Consider the following 17,918-nt stretch of genomic DNA (forward strand, 5'->3'; position numbering starts at 1 on the left):
TACTAGCCCACGGAATGCCACGGGCGTCGGGCAGGGGCACGGCCGCGCAGCTCATTACGGGTGGCGTGTCGCACAGTCCGCGGCCTCGACGGCCCCCTAGGCTCGACACTACGTGTCGTAGGGTTGCGAAATGTCATCAAGCCCTACAACGTGTAGGGAGTGGGGGTGCACATCGCCGTGTCGATCGCAAGGGGAATCTGTTGTTGCGCTCCTACCAGGCCTCACAGGCGAGTGACGAGCGGGATTCGGGCCGGGACGCGTTCTTCGACAACGCAAAGCTGCTGGCCATGGTGCTGGTCGTCGCCGGACATGCCTGGCAGCCGCTGAAGGACAGCCGCGCCGTGTGGGCCGGCTACCTGTTCGTCTATATGTTCCATATGCCGGTGTTCATTATGATCTCCGGCTATTTCTCGCGCAGTTTCCGCTTCACCCCCCGTCAGGTCAAGCGGCTGATCACCGGTATCGCCGTACCGTATGTGATCTTCGAGACGGCCTACACCCTCTACGGCAACGTCGTCGACGACCGGCACAACGATCTCAGCCTGCTGTCTCCCTGGTATCTCACCTGGTTTCTGCTCGCCCTGTTCGTCTGGCGGCTCACTGCCCCGCTGTGGATGGTGATGCGCTGGTACGTCGCGGTCGGACTGTCCATCGCCCTGGCGCTCATCGCCGCGGCGAACCCCCTGGGCTCGAATCTCAACCTCGACCGAGTGATGCAGTTCCTGCCGTTCTTTGTGATCGGCCTGGTGCTCCGTCCCGAGCACTGGCAGATGCTGCGCGCGAAGTGGGTACGAATCGCCGCCGTGCCGATGCTCGTCGCCGCCGCGGGCATGGCGTACTGGGTCAGGGGGCGGATGACCGCCGAGTGGGCCATGCACAACCACAGTTGGAGCGAGATGCATGTGGCCTGGTGGGTCGGCGCGGCGATGACCCTGGTCACGACCGCCTGTTCATTGATTCTGGCGGCGGCCTTCCTGGCGTGGGTACCGCGCCGGCGTACCTGGTTCACCGGGCTGGGCGCGGGAACGCTGTGTGCCTACCTGCTGCACGGGTTCTTCATCCGCACTGCCGCGTGGGAGGACTGGTTCGCTGCGGCTTTCTGGCACACGCCCGTCGGCGAAGTGGCCGTCAGCGCCTTCGGCGTCGCGCTCGCGCTGGTGCTCACCTCGCCGCCCGTGCGGCGGCTCTTGCGCCCCGTCACGGAACCGCGTCTGGACTGGGCGTTCCTCTCATCGTTCAGGACGCTGGACAGCGGCACCTCCTCCAGCACCGCAGCCGCACGATGACAACCAGGTCTCGTCCCAGTCCTAGTCGGACTGGTGGCGGTGCAGCCTGCCGCCCGCCCGGAACGCATGGATGCCATGCCCCTGCTCGTCGGCGACCTGCACCGCCTCCTCCCAGGTCAGCGCACGCGCGCTCACGGCGAACAGCGGTCCGCTCTCCCGGTCGCCGATCACCTCGCGCAGCAGTCGCGCCGCACGGTCGCTGAAGTGCGGTTCCCCGTCGGGCACCGCACTCCGGGTGGCCGAGGTGCTCATCTGCCGCTGCTCGAGGTCGACATCCTGCACGTGGAGGGACAGCAGGTCGAGGACCCGAAGTTCGCCCTCCCACAGGAGGAGCCACAGTGCCCGGTGCACGGTGGCGATCGAGTCATCGCCGATAAGTTCGTCGAGCCGCTCGGTGGTGATGGCTTCGCCGGTAATGGTCATGTCGCCGCAGTATGCCGTCCTGGCCGCAAGCGGCAAAGGGTGAGGCAGGTAACGGATTGCACTATTCCGATCGCTGCGCTCACCTGCGGCTACGGGGGGAGCGGCAGCGGCATCCGTCGGCTCCCGTCGCCGGCCGGGCGTACCGCTCGGAGGGCGACGGCCCCATAGCAGCTCGTCGCCTGAAAAACCTCGAATCTACGAAAATGCCGCCGGAATTACGGCATGTGAAATTATGATCGCCTTGCCCCAGCGCGTCAGAGTTCTTACGCCTCCACGCTGGGTATGCGCAAGATCTTCACGTAACGAACGCATATCAAACACTGGTTCGTTACGTCGCCCAAGGTTTACTTGGGCGGCGGAGCGAGTCATTCCATCCGGGAGAGGTAGCAGCATGGGCAGGCACCGGCGGTCCATGGGTGTGCGTGGCGGACGGTCGACGGCGGTCAAGGCGGCTGCGGCTGTGGGCGTGGCGACCGCGCTCGCCTTCGCCATCAATGAGACAGCGGGCGGCCCGGTCGGCGTGCAGGCCACGTCTGACCCCGGCCGCAAGCCCACGCACAACCGTACCGAGGCTTCCGCTCCGGAGTCGGAGCGGACGCAGCCGGTGGCCGACGCAAAGCCCGAGCGCCCGACGCCGACGGCCCTCGCGACCCAATCTGCCACGCAGCCGAAGGCCCTCCAGCAGACTCAGACCGACCGGACCTCCGACTCCGGGGACGCGCCGCGACCGGCTTCGGACACCCCGGCCCAGCCGGCCTCTCCCGGCACCGCCGGGCCGACATCGCAGCCACCGTCGAGCCCCGAGCCCGCTTCCTCCAGCCCGGCTTCGCCCTCCGAGTCCGAGCAGTCCACCCCGCCCTCCGAGAGCCCCGACAAGTCCGGCGACCGACACGACGGCGGTCCGCTGGGCGGCGTGGTCAGCGGGGTGGGCGGCCTGGTCGGCGGTCTCCTCGGCGGCTGAGCCCGTCCGCTCGCGCCGCGCCGGTACACCGGGTGGTGCGGCTTGCTCCTGTGCAGCCGTAGCCCGGACCGGGTTGTGACTGCTGCCTGAGCTCTCCGGGCGCACCGCGCACCCGTGAAGAGTGACTGTCGCCCTTCGTTTGGCCGTCCCCGCATGCACACCCAGGAATCGTGCAGCACAAAAGGTTCATGCGGTCCTCACGGCTGCCGGTGTGCGGAACCAACGAAGGGCGATATGTCCGCCATGAGACTTGTCGTCGATCTCAACCGCTGTCAGGCCACCGGCCTGGATCTGACGGCGAAACGGGTACGCCTGGAGGACGGCCAGGAGGTCGAGTACGACCGTCTGCTGATCGCCGCCGGCGTCCGCGCCCGGCCCTGGTTCGGGGCCGCACTCGCCCGGCTGGAGACCCAGCTCGCACTGACCGAACTCGCCCGGAGGCTGAAGAACCCCCGGCTCGTGGCGGACCCGCCCCCGTACCGGCAGAACCCGGTGCTGCGCGGCCCCCGCCACGTGCCGGTCGACCTCGACGGCATCGTGGCCTAAAAGCGTTGTCCGTCCGCCGACCACGCCGGCGGACGGACAATGCTGAGCCGGTCAGTCCCGCTGGGCGCTCTGGGGAAGCTGGCGCCACGCCACCGTGGTCCGGGTGCCGAACGCCCAGTCGAGCATCTTCGCGGCGTCCCGGTACCGGTTGGTGTCGTTGAGGATGACACCGACGATCGTGCGGGTGCCCCGCTTGGCGGCGAACACCAGGCACGGCCCCGCCGCGGTGCCGGTCCCGGTCTTGATGCCGATCGCGCCGCTGTACGAGCCCAGCAGCTTGTTGGTGTTGTACCAGGTGTACGTGCGGCCGTTGGTCGCCTTCTGCCGGGTACTGGCCGCCTTCACGACCGAACCGAACGTGCCGCTGCCCATGGCGTGGCGGGCGAGCCTGGCCATGTCACGGGGCGTGGTGTAGTTGTTGCCGCGCTGCGAAATGCCGTCGAATGAGTCGTACTCGGTGTTGGGCATACCCAGCGCGTCGGCCTTCTTGTTCATCTTGGAGATGAAGGACTTGGTCCGGGCGCTCATCGTGCTGCCCGTACCGAAGGTGTCGGCCAGCGCGTAGGCCGCGTCACACCCCGAGGGCAGCATCAGCCCGTACAGCAGCTGCCGGACGGTGAGCTTGTCGCCCGTGCGCAGGTCCGCCGTGCTCGCGCCGTTACGGGTCACGTAGTCGCGGTAGGCCTGCTTGACGGTGACGAGCTTGTCGAGGTTTACGCCTCTGGTGTCCAGCACCACGACGGCGGTCATGACCTTGGTGGTGCTGGCCATCTGCCGCTTGGTGTCCGCGGTCTTGCTCCACAGCTGCCTGCCCGGCCCACTGTCGAGCAGAAACGCGCCCTTGGCGGTGATGCCCGACGGGCCGCTCGCCGCCTGCGCCGTACCGGTTGGCACCAGCACCGACACCGCGGACGCTGAGGCGACGGCCGCAACCCCCCACCGGCGAACGGGTCTTAAGCCTCTGGTCATCTTTGCTCCGTTTCCCCACATGCCGAACAGAACGTCCGCATCATCGCATCGGGCCGAATGGCAAGGAACGTCGGGGTCGTGCGCAACCAGTCGCCGCCTTCACCCGTCATCCTCACGGGGGTCAACGACCAGTGAGGATCGGGGAAATGGGCACGGTGGCGCGGCAGCACGAGGCGATACACGTGGCGGGGGAGCCGGCCGGCGGCGGCCACACCCGCCGAAACCTGCTGCGCGCGAGCGCCGGCGCGGCCGCCGCCGCAGCCGCCTGGGGTGTGGGCAGTGCGTGTACGCCCGCCTCGGCACGGACGACGCCCGCCACGACCCGCGCCACCACGCCGGCCAGGGCAGCCGGGCCCGCCGGCTCGGCCCGCGCCGCCGACTGGGCCGCACTGTCCCGGAGCCTCGACGGAACGCTGGTGCGCCCCGGCGACCGCGACTACAACGCCGCCCGCACGTTGTTCAACCCCCGCTTCGACGGAATCCACCCGGCCGGCATCGCGTACTGCGCCCGCCCCGAGGACGTGCGCGAATGCCTCGAATTCGCCCGCCGCCTGGGCGTCGCCGTCACCGTGCGAAGCGGCGGCCACTCGTACGCGGGGTGGTCGTCCGGGAGCGGTCTCATCGTCGACGTCCAGAAGATGGCGTCCGTCTCGCTCTCCGGCAGCACCGCGACGGTCGGCGCCGGGGCCAAACTCATCGACGTCTACAGCAGGTTGACCGCGCGGGGCCGGACGATCCCGGCCGGATCCTGCCCCACCGTCGGCGTCTCGGGGCTCGCCCTTGGCGGTGGCGTCGGCGTCGTGTGCCGTGCGTACGGGCTGACCAGCGACAGCATCACCGGCGCCCGCATCGTGACGGCCGATGGCCGGATCCGCACCGTGGACGCCACGCATGACCCCGATCTGTTCTGGGCGCTTCGCGGCGGCGGCAACGCCAACTTCGGTGTCGTGACCGAGCTGCGGTTCCGTACCCACGCGGCGCCCACGTGCACCACGTTCTTCCTCAGCTGGCCGTGGTCGCGGGCCGCCGCCGTGGTGCGCGAGTGGCAGCGCTGGGCACCGGCGGCGCCCGACGAGATCTGGGCCAACCTGCACCTCTCCGCTCCGTCCGGCGGCCACCCGGGCTCCGTCACCGTAGGCGGCCTCACCCTCGGCGGCCGGTCCGACCTGGAAAACCGCCTCGACCGGCTCGCCGACGCCATTGGCGCGCCCGCTCGCTCAATATTCGTACGCACCCGGCCGTTCATGGACGCGATGAAGGTGATGGGCGGGGTTTCCGGCTTCACCATCGCGCAGGCCCACCAGAAGGGAACGCTGCCGGGTCGCACACCGCAGGGCCGGATCTCGCGCGAGTCGTACGCCGCACGCTCGGACTTCTACACCCGTCGCATCCCGGCGGACGGCATCAAGGCACTGCTCGCGCGCGTGGAGCGGCTGGGCCGGCTGAGCGGAGGCGGCGCCGGCAGCGTCGCGCTCGACGCGCTGGGCGGGGCGGTGAACCGGGTGAGGGCACGCGACACGGCATTCGTCCACCGCGACGGGCTCTTCCTGGCCCAGTACATCGTCTCCTGGCCGGACAGCGCCTCGGCCACCACGGTGGCCCGGCACGTCGCCTGGCTCGACGGCACGCACGAGGCGATGCGCCCATGGGCGAGCGGGCAGGCGTACCAGAACTACACGGACCCGAAGCTGAGGGACTGGCGCCGTGCGTACTACGGGGCCAATGCCGCCCGCCTTGCGGAGATCAAGGCGGCCTACGATCCCGGTCGTCTCTTCCGCTACCCCCAGGCCATCTGAGGTTCTGCGCCGGGGCCGTCAACTCCTGCGCCATACGGCCCGCCACCTGGCTGCGCCCCTCTCGGGCGCCGGTGGCGGGCCGCCTCATGCTGCGGGGACCTGCCTCGGCCGGCCGTAACGGGGAAGGGATCTCTTGCCTGCGCGCATGGCCTGCGGCTAGCCTCCCACTGACCCCATACCGACCAGTCGGTGTGAAATATCCACTACCGCAGCTGAGGAGCCGTCCAGATGAGCCGCATCAACCACCAGTTCCGGCTGGCGGCCCGGCCCGTGGGCCTGCCCAAGCCCACCGACTGGGACTACGTCGAGGAGCCGCTCGCCGAGCCCGGCGACGGTGAGCTGCTGATCGAGGTGACCCACCTCTCGCTTGACCCGGCGATGCGCGGCTGGATGAACGAGGGCAAGTCCTACATACCTCCCGTGGAGATCGGCGAAGTGATGCGTGCCGGCGGGGTGGGGCGGGTCATCGCCTCCCACCACCCCGGCTTCGCCGTCGGCGACCATGTGATGGGCCTGCTCGGTGTGCAGGAGTACTGCCTGTCCAACGGGCGCGGCCTCACCAAGGTCGACCCCGCACTGGCGCCGCTGCCGGTGTACTTGGGCACCCTCGGCATGACGGGGATGACGGCGTACTTCGGACTGCTCGACATCGGGCGCCCGGAGCCGGGGCAGACCGTCGTCGTCTCCGGCGCCGCGGGCGCGGTCGGCAGCGTGGTCGGTCAGATCGCCAAGCTCAAGGGCTGCCGGGTGATCGGGATCGCCGGCGGCGAGCGTAAGTGCCGACTGGTCGTCGAGGAGCTCGGGTTCGACGCCGCCATCGACTACAAGGCCGACGATGTCCGCAAGGCACTGCGCGAGCACGCGCCGGACGGGGTGGACGTCTACTTCGACAATGTCGGCGGAGATGTGCTGGACACCGTGCTCACTCGGCTGGCCCGCGGAGCCCGTATCGTCATCTGCGGCGCGATCTCCCAGTACAACAGCGTAGAGGCGGTCAAAGGACCGGCCAACTACATGTCCCTGCTGGTCAATCGCGCCTCGATGACGGGCATGGTGGTCTTCGACTACGCCGACCGGTACGCCGAGGCCACCGCCGAGCTGGCCGAGTGGCTGGTTGCCGGGAAACTGCGGTCCATCGAGGACGTGGTCAATGGCGGTGTGAAGGCGTTTCCCGACACGCTGCTGCGGCTGTTCAACGGTGAGAACCTCGGCAAGCTCGTCCTGAAGGTGACGGACGAGTAAGACCGTCGGCGCTTGGCGTCAGTCGGCGGCGGCCAGCAGCTGTGCCTCGCTCGCCTCGTACCGCCGTCGGGTCTCCTGGCTGACGGCGGTACGGTAGCGGCGGTCGAGACAGCTGCCGAGCCAGCCCGCGAGATAGCCGACCGGGATGGAGATCAGCCCGGCGGACTGCAGCGGGAACCAGTGGAAGTCATGGTCGGGGAAGGCGGAATCGGGCGTGCCCGAGACGGCCTTCGAGAAGGCCATCACCACCAGCGTGCACGCTGTGCCGCCGTAGAGCGTGGCCAGCAGACCCCGAGAGGTGAATCCCCGCCAGAACAGGGAGTACGTCAGCGCGGGCGCCACGGCCGACGCCCCGACGCAGATCGCCACGGTGGTCAGCACCCTGAGATTCCAGTCCTGCACCAGGGTGGCGAGCACGATGGCGATGGTGCCCACCCCAACGCTGGTCCACCCCGCAACCGTCATCTCGGTGCGGGGGGTGGCCCGTCCGCGCCGCGCCGCCTGGGCGAAGAGGTCGTGGGCGAGAGAGGACGCCGCTGCCAGGGTCATCCCCGCCACCGATGACAGCAGCGTGATGAAGATCGTCCCGGCCACGGCCGTGTAGACCAGGGTCTGGCCGGCCGAGGACGGCCCCCCTCCGAGCATCCGGGACAGCATCAGCACGGCGGAACTGCCGTGCGGGTCGGCCGCGACGATCGCGCGCGATCCGACCAGTGCCGCTGCCCCGGTGCCGATGACGACCACCAGCAGACAGAAGGTGGTGACCGCGCCGACCGCCCAGGACATCGAGCGGCGCACGGCCGGAGCGTCCTTCGCCGAGTACAGACGCATGGTGATGTGCGGCAGGACGCCCACGCCGAGGACGATGGTGATCTGCTGACTGACCCAGTCCAGCTTGGCGCTGGTCGAACCACCCTCCTGCAGGCCCTGCTCGAGGAACCGCGGCCCGGCGCCGCTGCCGCGCTGAGCGGCTTGGAGCAGCGCGTCGGCGCTCCAGTCGAAGCGGTTCAGCACCAGGACGGCGACGATGGCACTGGTGCCGAGCAGCAGCACGATTTTGATGATCTGGATGATCGCGGTTCCACGCATACCGCCGACGGCCGCGTAAATGATCATCAACGCTCCGACGATGGCGATGCACGTCGTCTTGGCGCCGTCGAGCCGGATGTCGAGGATGAAGGTCAGCAGCGAGCCCGCCCCGGACAGCTGGACGATCAGGAACGGCAGGGACGCGGCGAGGGTGACCACGCTGGCGGCGATGCGCACCGCACGACCGGGCATGTTGCGGGCCAGGACGTCGCCCATGGTGAACCTGCCCGCGTTGCGCAGGGGTTCAGCCAGCAGGAACATCAGCAGCACCAGCGACATCGCGGTGCTCATCGCCAGCACGAAACCGTCGTACCCGGCGAGCGCGATGATGCCGGTGGTGCTCAGCACGGTGGCCGCGGAGATGTAGTCGCCCGCGATCGCCAGGCCGTTCTTGAACGGGGTCAGTGTGCGGTAGCCCGTGTAGAAGTTCGGCAGGTCATCGCGGTCCGGCCCGGCCATGACGCAGATCAGCAACGTCAGGGTGACGAGCGCGGTGAAGATGATCAGGACGGTGGTCTCCGTCCCGGAGCTGAAATCGTTCATTCCCCCACCTCGGCACCGAGGGTCTGCTGTCTGATCTCCAGCGCCAGCGGGTCCACCGACCGCCGCGCGCTGTGCGCGTACCAGCGGACCGCGGCGAACGTCACGGCAAGTTGGATCAGCCCCAGAGCGATCCCGAAGGTCAGCTCACCGGCTATCCGAGCGGCCATCAGATCCCTGGCAAAGCAGGACAGCATCACATAGATGACGAAGCAGCCGAGCGCGGTGAGCGTCGAGACCCGGCGGAGGATGCGGTAGGCCGAGCGCAGGGACGCCAGCTCCGTGTGGCGGGGCCGGGCGTACGCCTGGCTGTCCGTCCGGGAGCGCCGGGGTGGTGGCGGCGCCTCCGGGGGATACCAGACGTTGTCGTGATAGGTCATCCCTCGACCCTCCATTGGTTTGATTTTCAAGGGTCGAGTGACCCGAGTCGGGGACGATACCGACTGGTCAGCATGTGCGGAAGTGCTCTTGCTCGAACTCTTTTGCGCCACAAACTACTCACAGGGCGTCAATGTCGGGCGGCAACCTGTCATTTGCATGCTACTCGCGGGTATGCCATGCTCCGCATCCCGTGAGAACTACGGCCTAACGTGTTCAGGGGGAAAGAACCGGATGCGCTACGGCAGCGAGCCGACGCCACATGGATGAGATGTTCGGCTGCCCCATCGTGGTCTTCGGCGGCGAAGGTGATCCGGCGTTCGATATCGGTGAGCTCCAGGCGTGGTCGCACCACACCACCACGGAATTCACGCTCCATCGGATGCCTGGAGACCGCTTCTTCGTCCACAGCCACCAAGAGCCCCCACTGAAAGAGCCCTCCGCCGTTTTGGTCCAGACCTCTTGACCATTGGTCCAGACCTTCTTACGCTCCTCAACACTGTGGTGGGCGCGGCATGCGGCTCACCGGGCGGCGCAGGTCACCCATTCGTCCTCGTACCCCCACTCGAGGAGCACCCTTTGAGCAGTCGACTCTTTCAAGGCACCAGACGTCCTGGATACAGAGCCTTCGCAGCCCTCACCGCGCTGCTGCTCCCCCTTGCCGCACTCGTCGGTCTGGCCGCCCCCGCCCAGGCCGCCGAGGCAACAGCCACCTACACCAAGGTCTCCGACTGGGGTACCGGCTTCGAAGGCAAGTGGACGGTGAAGAACACCGGCACCGCGGCCATCAACAGCTGGACCGTCGAGTGGGACTTCCCCGCCGGCACCTCGGTGACCTCGGCCTGGGACGCCGATGTCACCGGCTCCGGCACCCACTGGACCGCCAAGAACAAGAGCTACAACGGCACTTTGGCGCCCGGCGCAACCGTCAGCTTCGGCTTCAACGGCAAAGGCGGCGGCAGCGCCAGTGGCTGCAGGATCAACGGCGGCTCCTGCGACGGCGGCAGCACCCCTGGAGACAACCCGCCCTCCGCGCCCGGCACTCCAAGCGCCGGCAATGTCACCACCACCTCGCTGACGCTCAAGTGGACCGCGGCCACTGACGACAAGGGTGTCAAGAACTACGACGTCTACCGCGGCTCCACAAAGATCGCCACCGTCACCGGCACCAGCTACAACGACACCGGGCTGACGGCCGGCACCACCTACTCCTACAGCGTGAAGGCGCGCGACACCGCCGACCAGGTCGGCCCCGCCAGCGGCACGACCACCGTCACCACAGCGGGCGACGGAGGCGGCGGAGGTGGCCGAGACGGCATGGTCAAGCTCGGCTACTTCGCGGAGTGGGGCGTCTACGGCCGGAACTACCACGTCAAGAACTTGGTCACCTCCGGCACCGCGGCCAAGCTGACCCACATCAACTACGCCTTCGGCAACGTCACCGGCGGCAAGTGCGCGATCGGTGACTCCTACGCCGACTACGACAAGGCCTACACCGCCGACCAGAGCGTCGACGGCGTGGCCGACACCTGGGACCAGCCGTTGCGCGGCAGCTTCAACCAGTTGCGCAAGCTCAAGAAGAAGTACCCGAACATCAAAGTGCTGTGGTCCTTCGGCGGCTGGACCTGGTCCGGCGGCTTCACCGAGGCGGCCAAGAACCCGGCGGCCTTTGCCCAGTCCTGCTACGACCTGGTGGAGGACCCCCGCTGGGCGGATGTCTTCGACGGCATCGACATCGACTGGGAGTATCCCAACGCCTGCGGTCTGTCCTGTGACACCAGCGGAGCGGCGGCCCTGAAGAACCTGATGCAGGCCCTGCGCGCCAAGTTCGGCAGCGGCAACCTGGTCACCGCGGCCATCACGGCCGACGCCTCCAGCGGCGGCAAGATCGACGCCGCCGACTACGCCGGAGCCGTGCAGTACGTCGACTTCTACAACGTCATGACGTACGACTTCTTCGGGGCTTGGGACGGGGATGGGCCGACCGCCCCGCACTCCCCGCTCACCTCCTACAGCGGCATCCCGCAGCAGGGGTTCAACTCCGATGCCGCCATCCAGAAGCTCAAGGGCAAGGGCATCCCGTCCGGCAAGCTCAACCTCGGCATCGGCTTCTACGGCCGCGGCTGGACCGGGGTCACCCAGAGCGCGCCCGGTGGCACGGCCGGCGGACCGGCCCCGGGCACCTATGAGCAGGGCATCGAGGATTACAAGGTGCTCAAGGGCTCATGCCCGGCCACCGGCACCATCGCCGGCACGGCCTACGCGCACTGCGGCAGCAACTGGTGGAGCTACGACACCCCCGCCACCATCGCCGGAAAGATGAACTACGTGAAGAGCCAGGGCCTGGGAGGCGCGTTCTTCTGGGAGTTCAGCGGTGACACCGCCAACGGCGAGCTGATGACCGCGATCGACAACGGCCTGGGGTAGGTCCCCATCAGCGACCGGGGAGACGGCCCCGCCCACCGTCTCCCCGGTTTCTCGCGCGTTCCGACTGTTTGGCGGCCCTTCATTTTTCAGCGCCGCAACAACCACATCGCCACCGTGCTGTACGGAGCCTGGTCCGCCTGATCGGAGGCCGTCTCGCCGACCGTGGCGGGCGCCACAAGGCCGCCGCGGCTGTCGGTTACGGGCTGTCCGCGCTGGGCAAACCGGCCCTGCTCGTTGTGCACAGCGTGCCGCTGATCGGCGCTGTGCTCGCCGCCGACCCTACGGGCAAGGGCCTGCGGACGGCGCCGCGCGACGCCATGATCTCGCTCGCCTCCCCGCCCGACGCCCGGGGGCGTTCCTTCGGCGTGCACCGGGCCATGGACACCGCGGGAGCGCTGCTGGGCCCGATCACCGCGTTTCCCCAGGAGTGGTTCCCCCTGCTGCCGCTGGTCACAGCCGGTCCGTTCCTGCTGCTCGCCGTACCGCTCGGACAGGCAGCCGACCGGTTCGGCCGGTGTAGGGTCTTCCTCACCGGCCATCGGGGTCTCCTGGCCGCGTTCATGCTGGTCCTCGCGCCGGTACCCGGTCCGGCGCTGCCGGTCGGGATCGAGGTGCTCGTCTGCACGGCGCCTTCTACGCCGCCACCGACGGCGTGCGGTCGTGCTCATGGCCGCCGCGGCAGGCTCGACACCGCCCGAGCTGCGCTCCAGCGGGCTGCTCGCTCCCCGGACGGAACCCGGCCGGCGTTCAAGAAGCGGGTGCCCGGGCTGCCGGCCGACGGGCCCTGGCGGCTGTACGTGCTCGACCTGCGCAGCATGCGCGAGCGGCCGCTCGCCGAGCACCGCGGCGTCGACGACCAGGCCGTCTGGCTGGACGACCGCACGCTCGCGTACGCCTTGCCCGGAGACTTCGAAGCGGATACATGGACCGTGCCCGCCGATGGCAGCGGCGCTGCCCGGCGGCTGATGACAGCGGCCTTGGCCCCGGCGGTGGTCGGCTGAGCCGTGCCGGCCCCGCGGCCTGGCCGGGTCAGGTCACATGGTGGTGGGCCTGGGCGAACTGTTCGATGATGGCGGCGCAGAAGGCCGGCAGGTCGGCGGGCGAACGGCTGGAGGTGAACTGGCCGTCGATGACGACCTCTTGCTCGACGACCTCAGCCCCCGCGTTGCGCAGATCGGTCCGGATGCTCGGCCAGGAGGTGAAGCGGCGTCCGCGCACGACGTCCGCTTCCACCAGGGTCCACGGGCCGTGACAGATGGTGGCGACCGGCTTCCCGCTGTTCACGAACGCCTTGACGAAGCCGACCGCGTCCCGATTGAGACGGAGCTGGTCGGGGTTCATGGTGCCGCCGGGCAGCAGCAGCGCGTCGTAGTCGTCGACGTCGGCGTCGACGACCAGCCGGTCGACGGGGAAGGTCCCCGCCTGATGCAGGTCCCACTGACGCGCCTGTATCTCGCCGGGCCGGACCGAGAGGATCTCGGTCTTCGCCCCGGCGCCGTGGAGGGCGCCGCGCGGTTGCTCGAGTTCCACGCGCTCGACGCCGTCGGCGGCCAGGATCGCGACCTTCTGGCCGCGCAGTTCATGTGCCATGCGCTGGTCCTTCACTGAGCGGTGTGGGGACGGCTCACAGCGGCCCTTACGACCAGACGCTGCTGTCGCCGTCCTGCCACTCCACCACCGAGGGGTCCTCGACGTCAGCGTTGTCGATCCCGGCGCGGCGCATGAACTCTTTGACATCCTCGACCGAATATGCCCGGCCCACCAGCACGCCGTTGATCTCCACCCGCCGGAAGGGCCATGGCGCCGACGTCGGGGGGTACACAACTACGGGCGGAGTGCCCATGCCTCCAGGGTGCGCCGCCCACGGCGGCGGCGCATCTCGGGCACGACCGGCCCCCCGGCCGTACGGTTGCCATGGCCTTGGCGCCCTACGACTGCCGATGTACTGATCGCGCGCCGCGTACACCAGACCTTCCGTACATCCGTGGTCGCACTGCGTACGGACGAGGCCGCTGGTCAACCGCCGGGTGCGGGAACGGCCTTGACCATCCGGGCGTAGACCACGACGTTTCCCAGATAGCCGGTGGCCTTGGTGTAGCCGCCGCCGCAGGTGATCACCCGCAGTTCCGGCCCCTTCGTGTCGCCGTACACGTGGTCGCTGGGGAAGGCGTTCTTCGCGTAGACCTCGATGCCGTATATGGAGAACTCCGCCGTGCTCCGGTCCGCCCGGGTGATGGAGATGGTGTCGCCCTTGTGCAGGGCACCCAGGGCGTAGAAGACGGCCCGTCCCTGCGGGGTGTCGACGTGCCCGTCGACGATGGCGTTCCCGGCGCTGCCCGGGCTCGGGCCGTTCCGGTACCAGCCCGCCAGGTTCTTGTCCTCCATCGGCGGTGCCTTCAGCTGCCCGGTCCGGTCCAGTCCCAGACCCACGATGGGAGCGTTGACGCCGATCCTGGGGATGCGAATGCGCGTGGGCGGGGAGGGTTTCAGCGGGGCCACGGTCGGCGCCGGGGTGGGTGCGGTGTTCGCCTCCGGGGCGGCGCTCGTCAAGGCGTCAGCCGCCGAGGGGCGGGGCGGACCTTCGGTGTGTGTACCCGCGTAGACCATCCAGCTGCCGGCACATACTGCGGCAGCCGCCGCGGCAAGGGCTGCGCGGGTGCCGCGCTGGACTGGTTTTCGCACGGTCTGTGCCTTCCGTGTGATCGGTTGGGGAGAAGATGGAACGGGAGCGCTCCACCCGATGGCGCCCTCGCCCTTCGGTGGCCAAGCCCGCGGCGCTCGCTGCGGGAACGACGATCAAGCCCCCGCGGGGGATCGGATCCTGATGCCCGCGGCGGCACGGCGGTGCGGCAGCAGCGCCGCTCCAGTGACCAGCCCGGCCGCGGCGAGCGTGCCACGCCGGTCCCAGCTGACATGGTCGTCCTCCTGGCACATGGTGAGGCCGGCGGGATGGTCGCCAGCCATCGCTCATGGACTACCCGGCCAATTACTCGAATATGGGCACCATTCGGGTGATTACCGGGCAATCCTGCGGCGAGTCACATTGACGTGGCAGGAGTGACGTGGTGCAGCTGCCGACGTGTGGTGGAGCTTGTCAGGGCTTTCGCCCGACGGCGCCGAACTGCGCCACCGCCTCCGGTGCGGTCCCCTCGTCGCCGAGTTCCGGGCGCCAGAGCGCACAGGACACCAGGCCCGGCTCCAACAGCTCCAGCTCGTCAAGGAATTGAGCGATCTCCTGGCTGCTGCGGGCGGTGATCGCAGGGGTGGCATGGTCGTTCCAGAACCGCATGGCCGCCGCGTTCGCTTCGCCGCCGAGTTCCAGGGTGGGGTGAGTGAGCACCAGGTAGCTGCCTGACGGCACGGCATTCAGCAGTCGCCGCACGATGGCCCGCGCCTGGTCGGTGTCGAGGATGAAGTTCAGGATTCCCAGCATCATGATCGCCACAGGCCGGGTGAAGTCCAGTGTCTCCGAGGCGGCCTGCAGGATTTTTTCCGGGTCCTGGGCGTCGGCTTCGACGTAGTCGGTGGCGCCTTCCGGACCACTGGTGAGCAGGGCGCGGGCGTGGGCCAGCACGATGGGATCGTTGTCGACGTAGACGATCCGTGAGTTGGGGGCCACCCGCTGGGCGACCTCATGGGTGTTGTCGGCGGTCGGCAGACCGGTGCCGATGTCCAGGAACTGCCGGATTCCCTCGTCGTTCGCCAGATAGCTCACCGTACGGCCGAGGAACGCACGGTCGGCGCGGGCCACCTCCGCGATGCTGGGGAACATCGCGGCGACATGATCACCTACTTCGCGGTCAGCGGCGTAGTGGTGCTTCCCGCCCAGCCAGTAGTTCCACACCCTGGCGTTGTGCGCCACGCTGGTGTCCACTCTGCCCGTCCGGTTCATCTGCACTCCCTGGCCTTGCGGGGATCGCCGCGTGAAGCAATGAGCATGCCATTCTCTGCCCGCCGTCGCGGGCGATCCGCCGGATCGCTGCGGTGGTTCAGCGCGGTCGCGATGGGGTGGGCGTATCGCGGTGGATGTTCCCGCTCACCTGACTCAGAGGGTGGCCGGTGCCGGACCAGCGCCGCTGGATGATCTCCGCGGCGATGGACACCGCGGTCTCCTCCGGTGTCCGGGAGCCCAGGTCAAGCCCGATCGGGGCGGACAGCCGGGCCAGCTCGGCGTCGGTCACGCCCTCCTGCCGCAACCGTGCGGTCCGGTCGGCGTGCGTACGGCGGCTGCCCATCACACCGATATAGGCGGCCGGGGTCCGCAGCGCCGCCACCAGCAGCGGCACATCGAACTTCGGATCGTGGGTGAGCACACAGATCACCGTGCGCTCGTCGACCTCGGTCCGCTGGAGGTAGTCGTGCGGCCATGCGCACACCACCTCATGCGCCTGCGGGAACCGCCGGTCCGTGGCGAAGACCGGGCGCGCGTCGCACACGGTTACCCGGTACCCCAGATACGCGCCGATGCCGGTCACCGCTGCCGCGAAGTCGGTCGCGCCGAAGACCAGCATCCGGGGCGGCGGAGCGAAGGACTGGACGAACACCGCGACGTCATCCATACGGCGCTGACCGCGCGGCCCATAGTGCTCGATCCCGGTTCTGCCCTGCGCCAGCAGCCCGCGGGCGTCGTCGGTCACCGCGGCATCGAGCCCGCCGTTGCCGAGTGAGCCGTACACCCGGTCCGGCCAGACGCAGCGCTCGGCGCCCAGCGGCGCCGCGCCACCGGTCACCGTCGCCACCGCCACCGGCTCCTGGCGCCCCAGTGCATCGACCACCTGGGCGATCGGTGAGGCGGAGTCGACCCGCCGGACCAGGACGTCGATGGTCCCGCCACACGTCAGGCCCACCGAGAACGCCTCGTCGTCGCTGATGCCGTAGCTCTCCAGCTGTGGCTCTCCGTTGCGCAGCACCTCGGTCGCCACCTCGTACACCGCACCCTCGACACAACCACCGGAGACGCTGCCCACGGCCTCCCCGGAGGCGCTGACCGCCATCACCGCGCCGGGGTCCCGCGGCGCGCTGCCGCGCACCCCCACAACGGTGGCCAGTCCGAACGGAATGCCCTCGGCGAGCCAACGGTCCAGCTGCGGCTTCACATCACGCATCGCGCTTCGTCCTCCGGTCTCGCTCGCGTCAGGTGGCGGCATCCAAGTAGCGCAGCAGCACTCCCACACCGTCATCCAGCGGCATGTCCTCCTGCGGTACGACAACCAGCTCGGCGCCCGTGCCGAAGACCGCGCGGATCAGGGCGGCAGAGGCCGGGTGCTCCTCGACGGAGCTCACCCCGAAGGACGCCAGGTCCGTAGCGGAGAGGGCGATGTCCGCCGGCTCCGGCCCGGTCCACAGCCGCCCAGGGAACCGGGTGCCACGGCCCAGCAGAAGCGACTTCGCCTGACCACGCTGCAGGGCGGTGACAGTTGCCGGCATGCCCTCCGCAGCACTGCCGTCGCGGGCCCGCTGTGCCAGGAACGTCTCCGCCTGGGCCCGGTCCCGGGCCGCCATGCGCCCCCGGAACAGATCGCCGAGCTCCTCCTCCAGCAGCGCCCGGCCCGTGTCGTCCACCCGCCCGTCGCCCTCGACGATGACGACACGCCTGCGCAGACGCCGGGGCAGGTGGTGAACGAGGACGCCGCGCGCCCACACCTCCCCGCGCACCACGATCACCTCCGCGCCGCCGCCCCGGGCGGCCAGCTCCTCCAGCTCATCGACGAACTGCGGCGCACCCCTGCGCCAGTCCGCCACCGGCACCCGCCGACGCACCCGCGGACCGGGCGTGACCGTGCCGATCGGCCACCTCCCGGCCTCGAGATCCACCTCGAACTCCTCCGGCACCCCGCTCTCGCCCCGGTGGTCGGCGCGGTGCACGACGAAGGCGACGTACGGAATGTCCGGGGCGTGCTGCAGCGCCAGCGGCATCGCGTCGGGCAGCGAGGTGAACCGGGCCTGGTCGTGAACCGGCGGTTCGGGCAGCTCCTCGGCCAGCGCCAGCCGCCCCCGAGCCGCGAAGATCGCCTGGCCGTGCCGTCCCGGCACATCCCGGTCGGCGCCGACCACCCTGGTCAGCGCGGTGACGGTGGCGTTGTCGGCTCCTTGCGCAGCCAGGTCGTCACGCAGATGGCGACGGCGCATATCGATGGCCCGGTCCGGATCGTCGACGTCCCGGGAGGTGTCCACGTAGGCACAGGCATACGGCCCGGGGCGGGCGTACAGGCGTGTGAGGAAGGAGAGCTTCACCGTGGCCTCCTCTCCGCTCACCCCCCG

Annotated in this window: 17 protein-coding genes and 2 pseudogenes; 8 read left to right on the forward strand and 11 right to left on the reverse strand. The window is 69.3% G+C overall.

Features of this window, described 5'->3' with window-relative positions:
• The first annotated feature begins 203 nt into the window (after positions 1-203).
• Positions 204-1,286, forward strand: coding sequence for an acyltransferase family protein (locus tag ACY34J_RS24690; protein ID WP_462728811.1), 1,083 nt, complete (start codon positions 204-206; stop codon positions 1,284-1,286).
• A gap of 21 nt (positions 1,287-1,307) precedes the next feature.
• On the opposite strand, the gene ACY34J_RS24695 is transcribed toward ACY34J_RS24690, so the two are convergent.
• Positions 1,308-1,709, reverse strand: a complete 402-nt coding sequence (locus ACY34J_RS24695; protein WP_462728812.1) for a hypothetical protein — start codon at positions 1,707-1,709, stop codon at positions 1,308-1,310.
• Between the two features lie 391 nt (positions 1,710-2,100).
• On the opposite strand from ACY34J_RS24695, the gene ACY34J_RS24700 reads away from it, so the two are divergent.
• Complete coding sequence (locus tag ACY34J_RS24700) at positions 2,101-2,670, forward strand: hypothetical protein (protein ID WP_462728813.1); 570 nt, start codon at positions 2,101-2,103, stop codon at positions 2,668-2,670.
• Between the two features lie 378 nt (positions 2,671-3,048).
• Positions 3,049-3,216, forward strand: a pseudogene (locus ACY34J_RS24705) (cytochrome P450); the annotation flags it as partial.
• A gap of 51 nt (positions 3,217-3,267) precedes the next feature.
• Here ACY34J_RS24705 and ACY34J_RS24710 read toward each other — a convergent pair.
• Positions 3,268-4,185, reverse strand: a complete 918-nt coding sequence (locus ACY34J_RS24710; protein ID WP_462728814.1) for a D-alanyl-D-alanine carboxypeptidase family protein — start codon at positions 4,183-4,185, stop codon at positions 3,268-3,270.
• Positions 4,186-4,331: 146 nt separating this feature from the next.
• On the opposite strand from ACY34J_RS24710, the gene ACY34J_RS24715 reads away from it, so the two are divergent.
• Positions 4,332-5,981, forward strand: coding sequence for an FAD-binding oxidoreductase (locus tag ACY34J_RS24715; protein WP_462728815.1), 1,650 nt, complete (start codon positions 4,332-4,334; stop codon positions 5,979-5,981).
• A 228-nt stretch (positions 5,982-6,209) separates the two neighbouring features.
• On the forward strand, positions 6,210-7,223 hold the full coding sequence (locus ACY34J_RS24720; RefSeq protein WP_462728816.1) for an NADP-dependent oxidoreductase: 1,014 nt from the start codon (positions 6,210-6,212) through the stop codon (positions 7,221-7,223).
• A gap of 18 nt (positions 7,224-7,241) precedes the next feature.
• On the opposite strand, the gene ACY34J_RS24725 is transcribed toward ACY34J_RS24720, so the two are convergent.
• The gene (locus tag ACY34J_RS24725; protein ID WP_462728817.1) at positions 7,242-8,855 is read right to left on the reverse strand and encodes a sodium/solute symporter; all 1,614 of its coding nucleotides are present in this window, start codon (positions 8,853-8,855) and stop codon (positions 7,242-7,244) included.
• Positions 8,852-9,232, reverse strand: coding sequence for a DUF485 domain-containing protein (locus ACY34J_RS24730; protein WP_462728818.1), 381 nt, complete (start codon positions 9,230-9,232; stop codon positions 8,852-8,854). The genes ACY34J_RS24725 and ACY34J_RS24730 overlap by 4 nt, the downstream gene beginning before the upstream one ends.
• A gap of 260 nt (positions 9,233-9,492) precedes the next feature.
• Here ACY34J_RS24730 and ACY34J_RS24735 point away from each other — a divergent pair, with 260 nt between their 5' ends.
• The 3 genes and pseudogenes from ACY34J_RS24735 to ACY34J_RS24745 all read left to right on the forward strand — a co-directional run.
• Positions 9,493-9,696, forward strand: a complete 204-nt coding sequence (locus ACY34J_RS24735; protein ID WP_462728819.1) for a hypothetical protein — start codon at positions 9,493-9,495, stop codon at positions 9,694-9,696.
• A gap of 113 nt (positions 9,697-9,809) precedes the next feature.
• Complete coding sequence (locus tag ACY34J_RS24740) at positions 9,810-11,657, forward strand: glycosyl hydrolase family 18 protein (RefSeq protein ID WP_462728820.1); 1,848 nt, start codon at positions 9,810-9,812, stop codon at positions 11,655-11,657.
• Positions 11,658-11,776: 119 nt separating this feature from the next.
• Positions 11,777-12,623: pseudogene (locus ACY34J_RS24745) on the forward strand (MFS transporter); the annotation flags it as partial.
• Positions 12,624-12,686: 63 nt separating this feature from the next.
• Here ACY34J_RS24745 and ACY34J_RS24750 read toward each other — a convergent pair.
• From ACY34J_RS24750 to ACY34J_RS24780, 7 genes are all read right to left on the reverse strand, one after another.
• Positions 12,687-13,247, reverse strand: coding sequence for a type 1 glutamine amidotransferase domain-containing protein (locus ACY34J_RS24750; RefSeq protein ID WP_462728821.1), 561 nt, complete (start codon positions 13,245-13,247; stop codon positions 12,687-12,689).
• A gap of 46 nt (positions 13,248-13,293) precedes the next feature.
• Positions 13,294-13,500 (reverse strand): hypothetical protein, encoded by a 207-nt coding sequence (locus tag ACY34J_RS24755; RefSeq protein WP_462728822.1) that lies wholly within the window; start codon positions 13,498-13,500, stop codon positions 13,294-13,296.
• Between the two features lie 173 nt (positions 13,501-13,673).
• Positions 13,674-14,207, reverse strand: coding sequence for a class F sortase (locus ACY34J_RS24760; RefSeq protein ID WP_462728823.1), 534 nt, complete (start codon positions 14,205-14,207; stop codon positions 13,674-13,676).
• A 246-nt stretch (positions 14,208-14,453) separates the two neighbouring features.
• Positions 14,454-14,621, reverse strand: a complete 168-nt coding sequence (locus ACY34J_RS24765; RefSeq protein ID WP_462728824.1) for a hypothetical protein — start codon at positions 14,619-14,621, stop codon at positions 14,454-14,456.
• Positions 14,622-14,751: 130 nt separating this feature from the next.
• On the reverse strand, positions 14,752-15,549 hold the full coding sequence (locus tag ACY34J_RS24770) for an SAM-dependent methyltransferase (RefSeq protein ID WP_462728825.1): 798 nt from the start codon (positions 15,547-15,549) through the stop codon (positions 14,752-14,754).
• Between the two features lie 97 nt (positions 15,550-15,646).
• Positions 15,647-16,762 (reverse strand): XdhC family protein, encoded by a 1,116-nt coding sequence (locus tag ACY34J_RS24775; RefSeq protein WP_462728826.1) that lies wholly within the window; start codon positions 16,760-16,762, stop codon positions 15,647-15,649.
• Between the two features lie 28 nt (positions 16,763-16,790).
• A complete protein-coding gene (locus ACY34J_RS24780) occupies positions 16,791-17,891 on the reverse strand; it encodes a baeRF2 domain-containing protein (protein ID WP_462728827.1) in 1,101 nt (366 codons plus the stop codon).
• Positions 17,892-17,918 lie beyond the last annotated feature (27 nt).

This window comes from Streptomyces sp. HSS9-12, assembly GCF_054963655.1.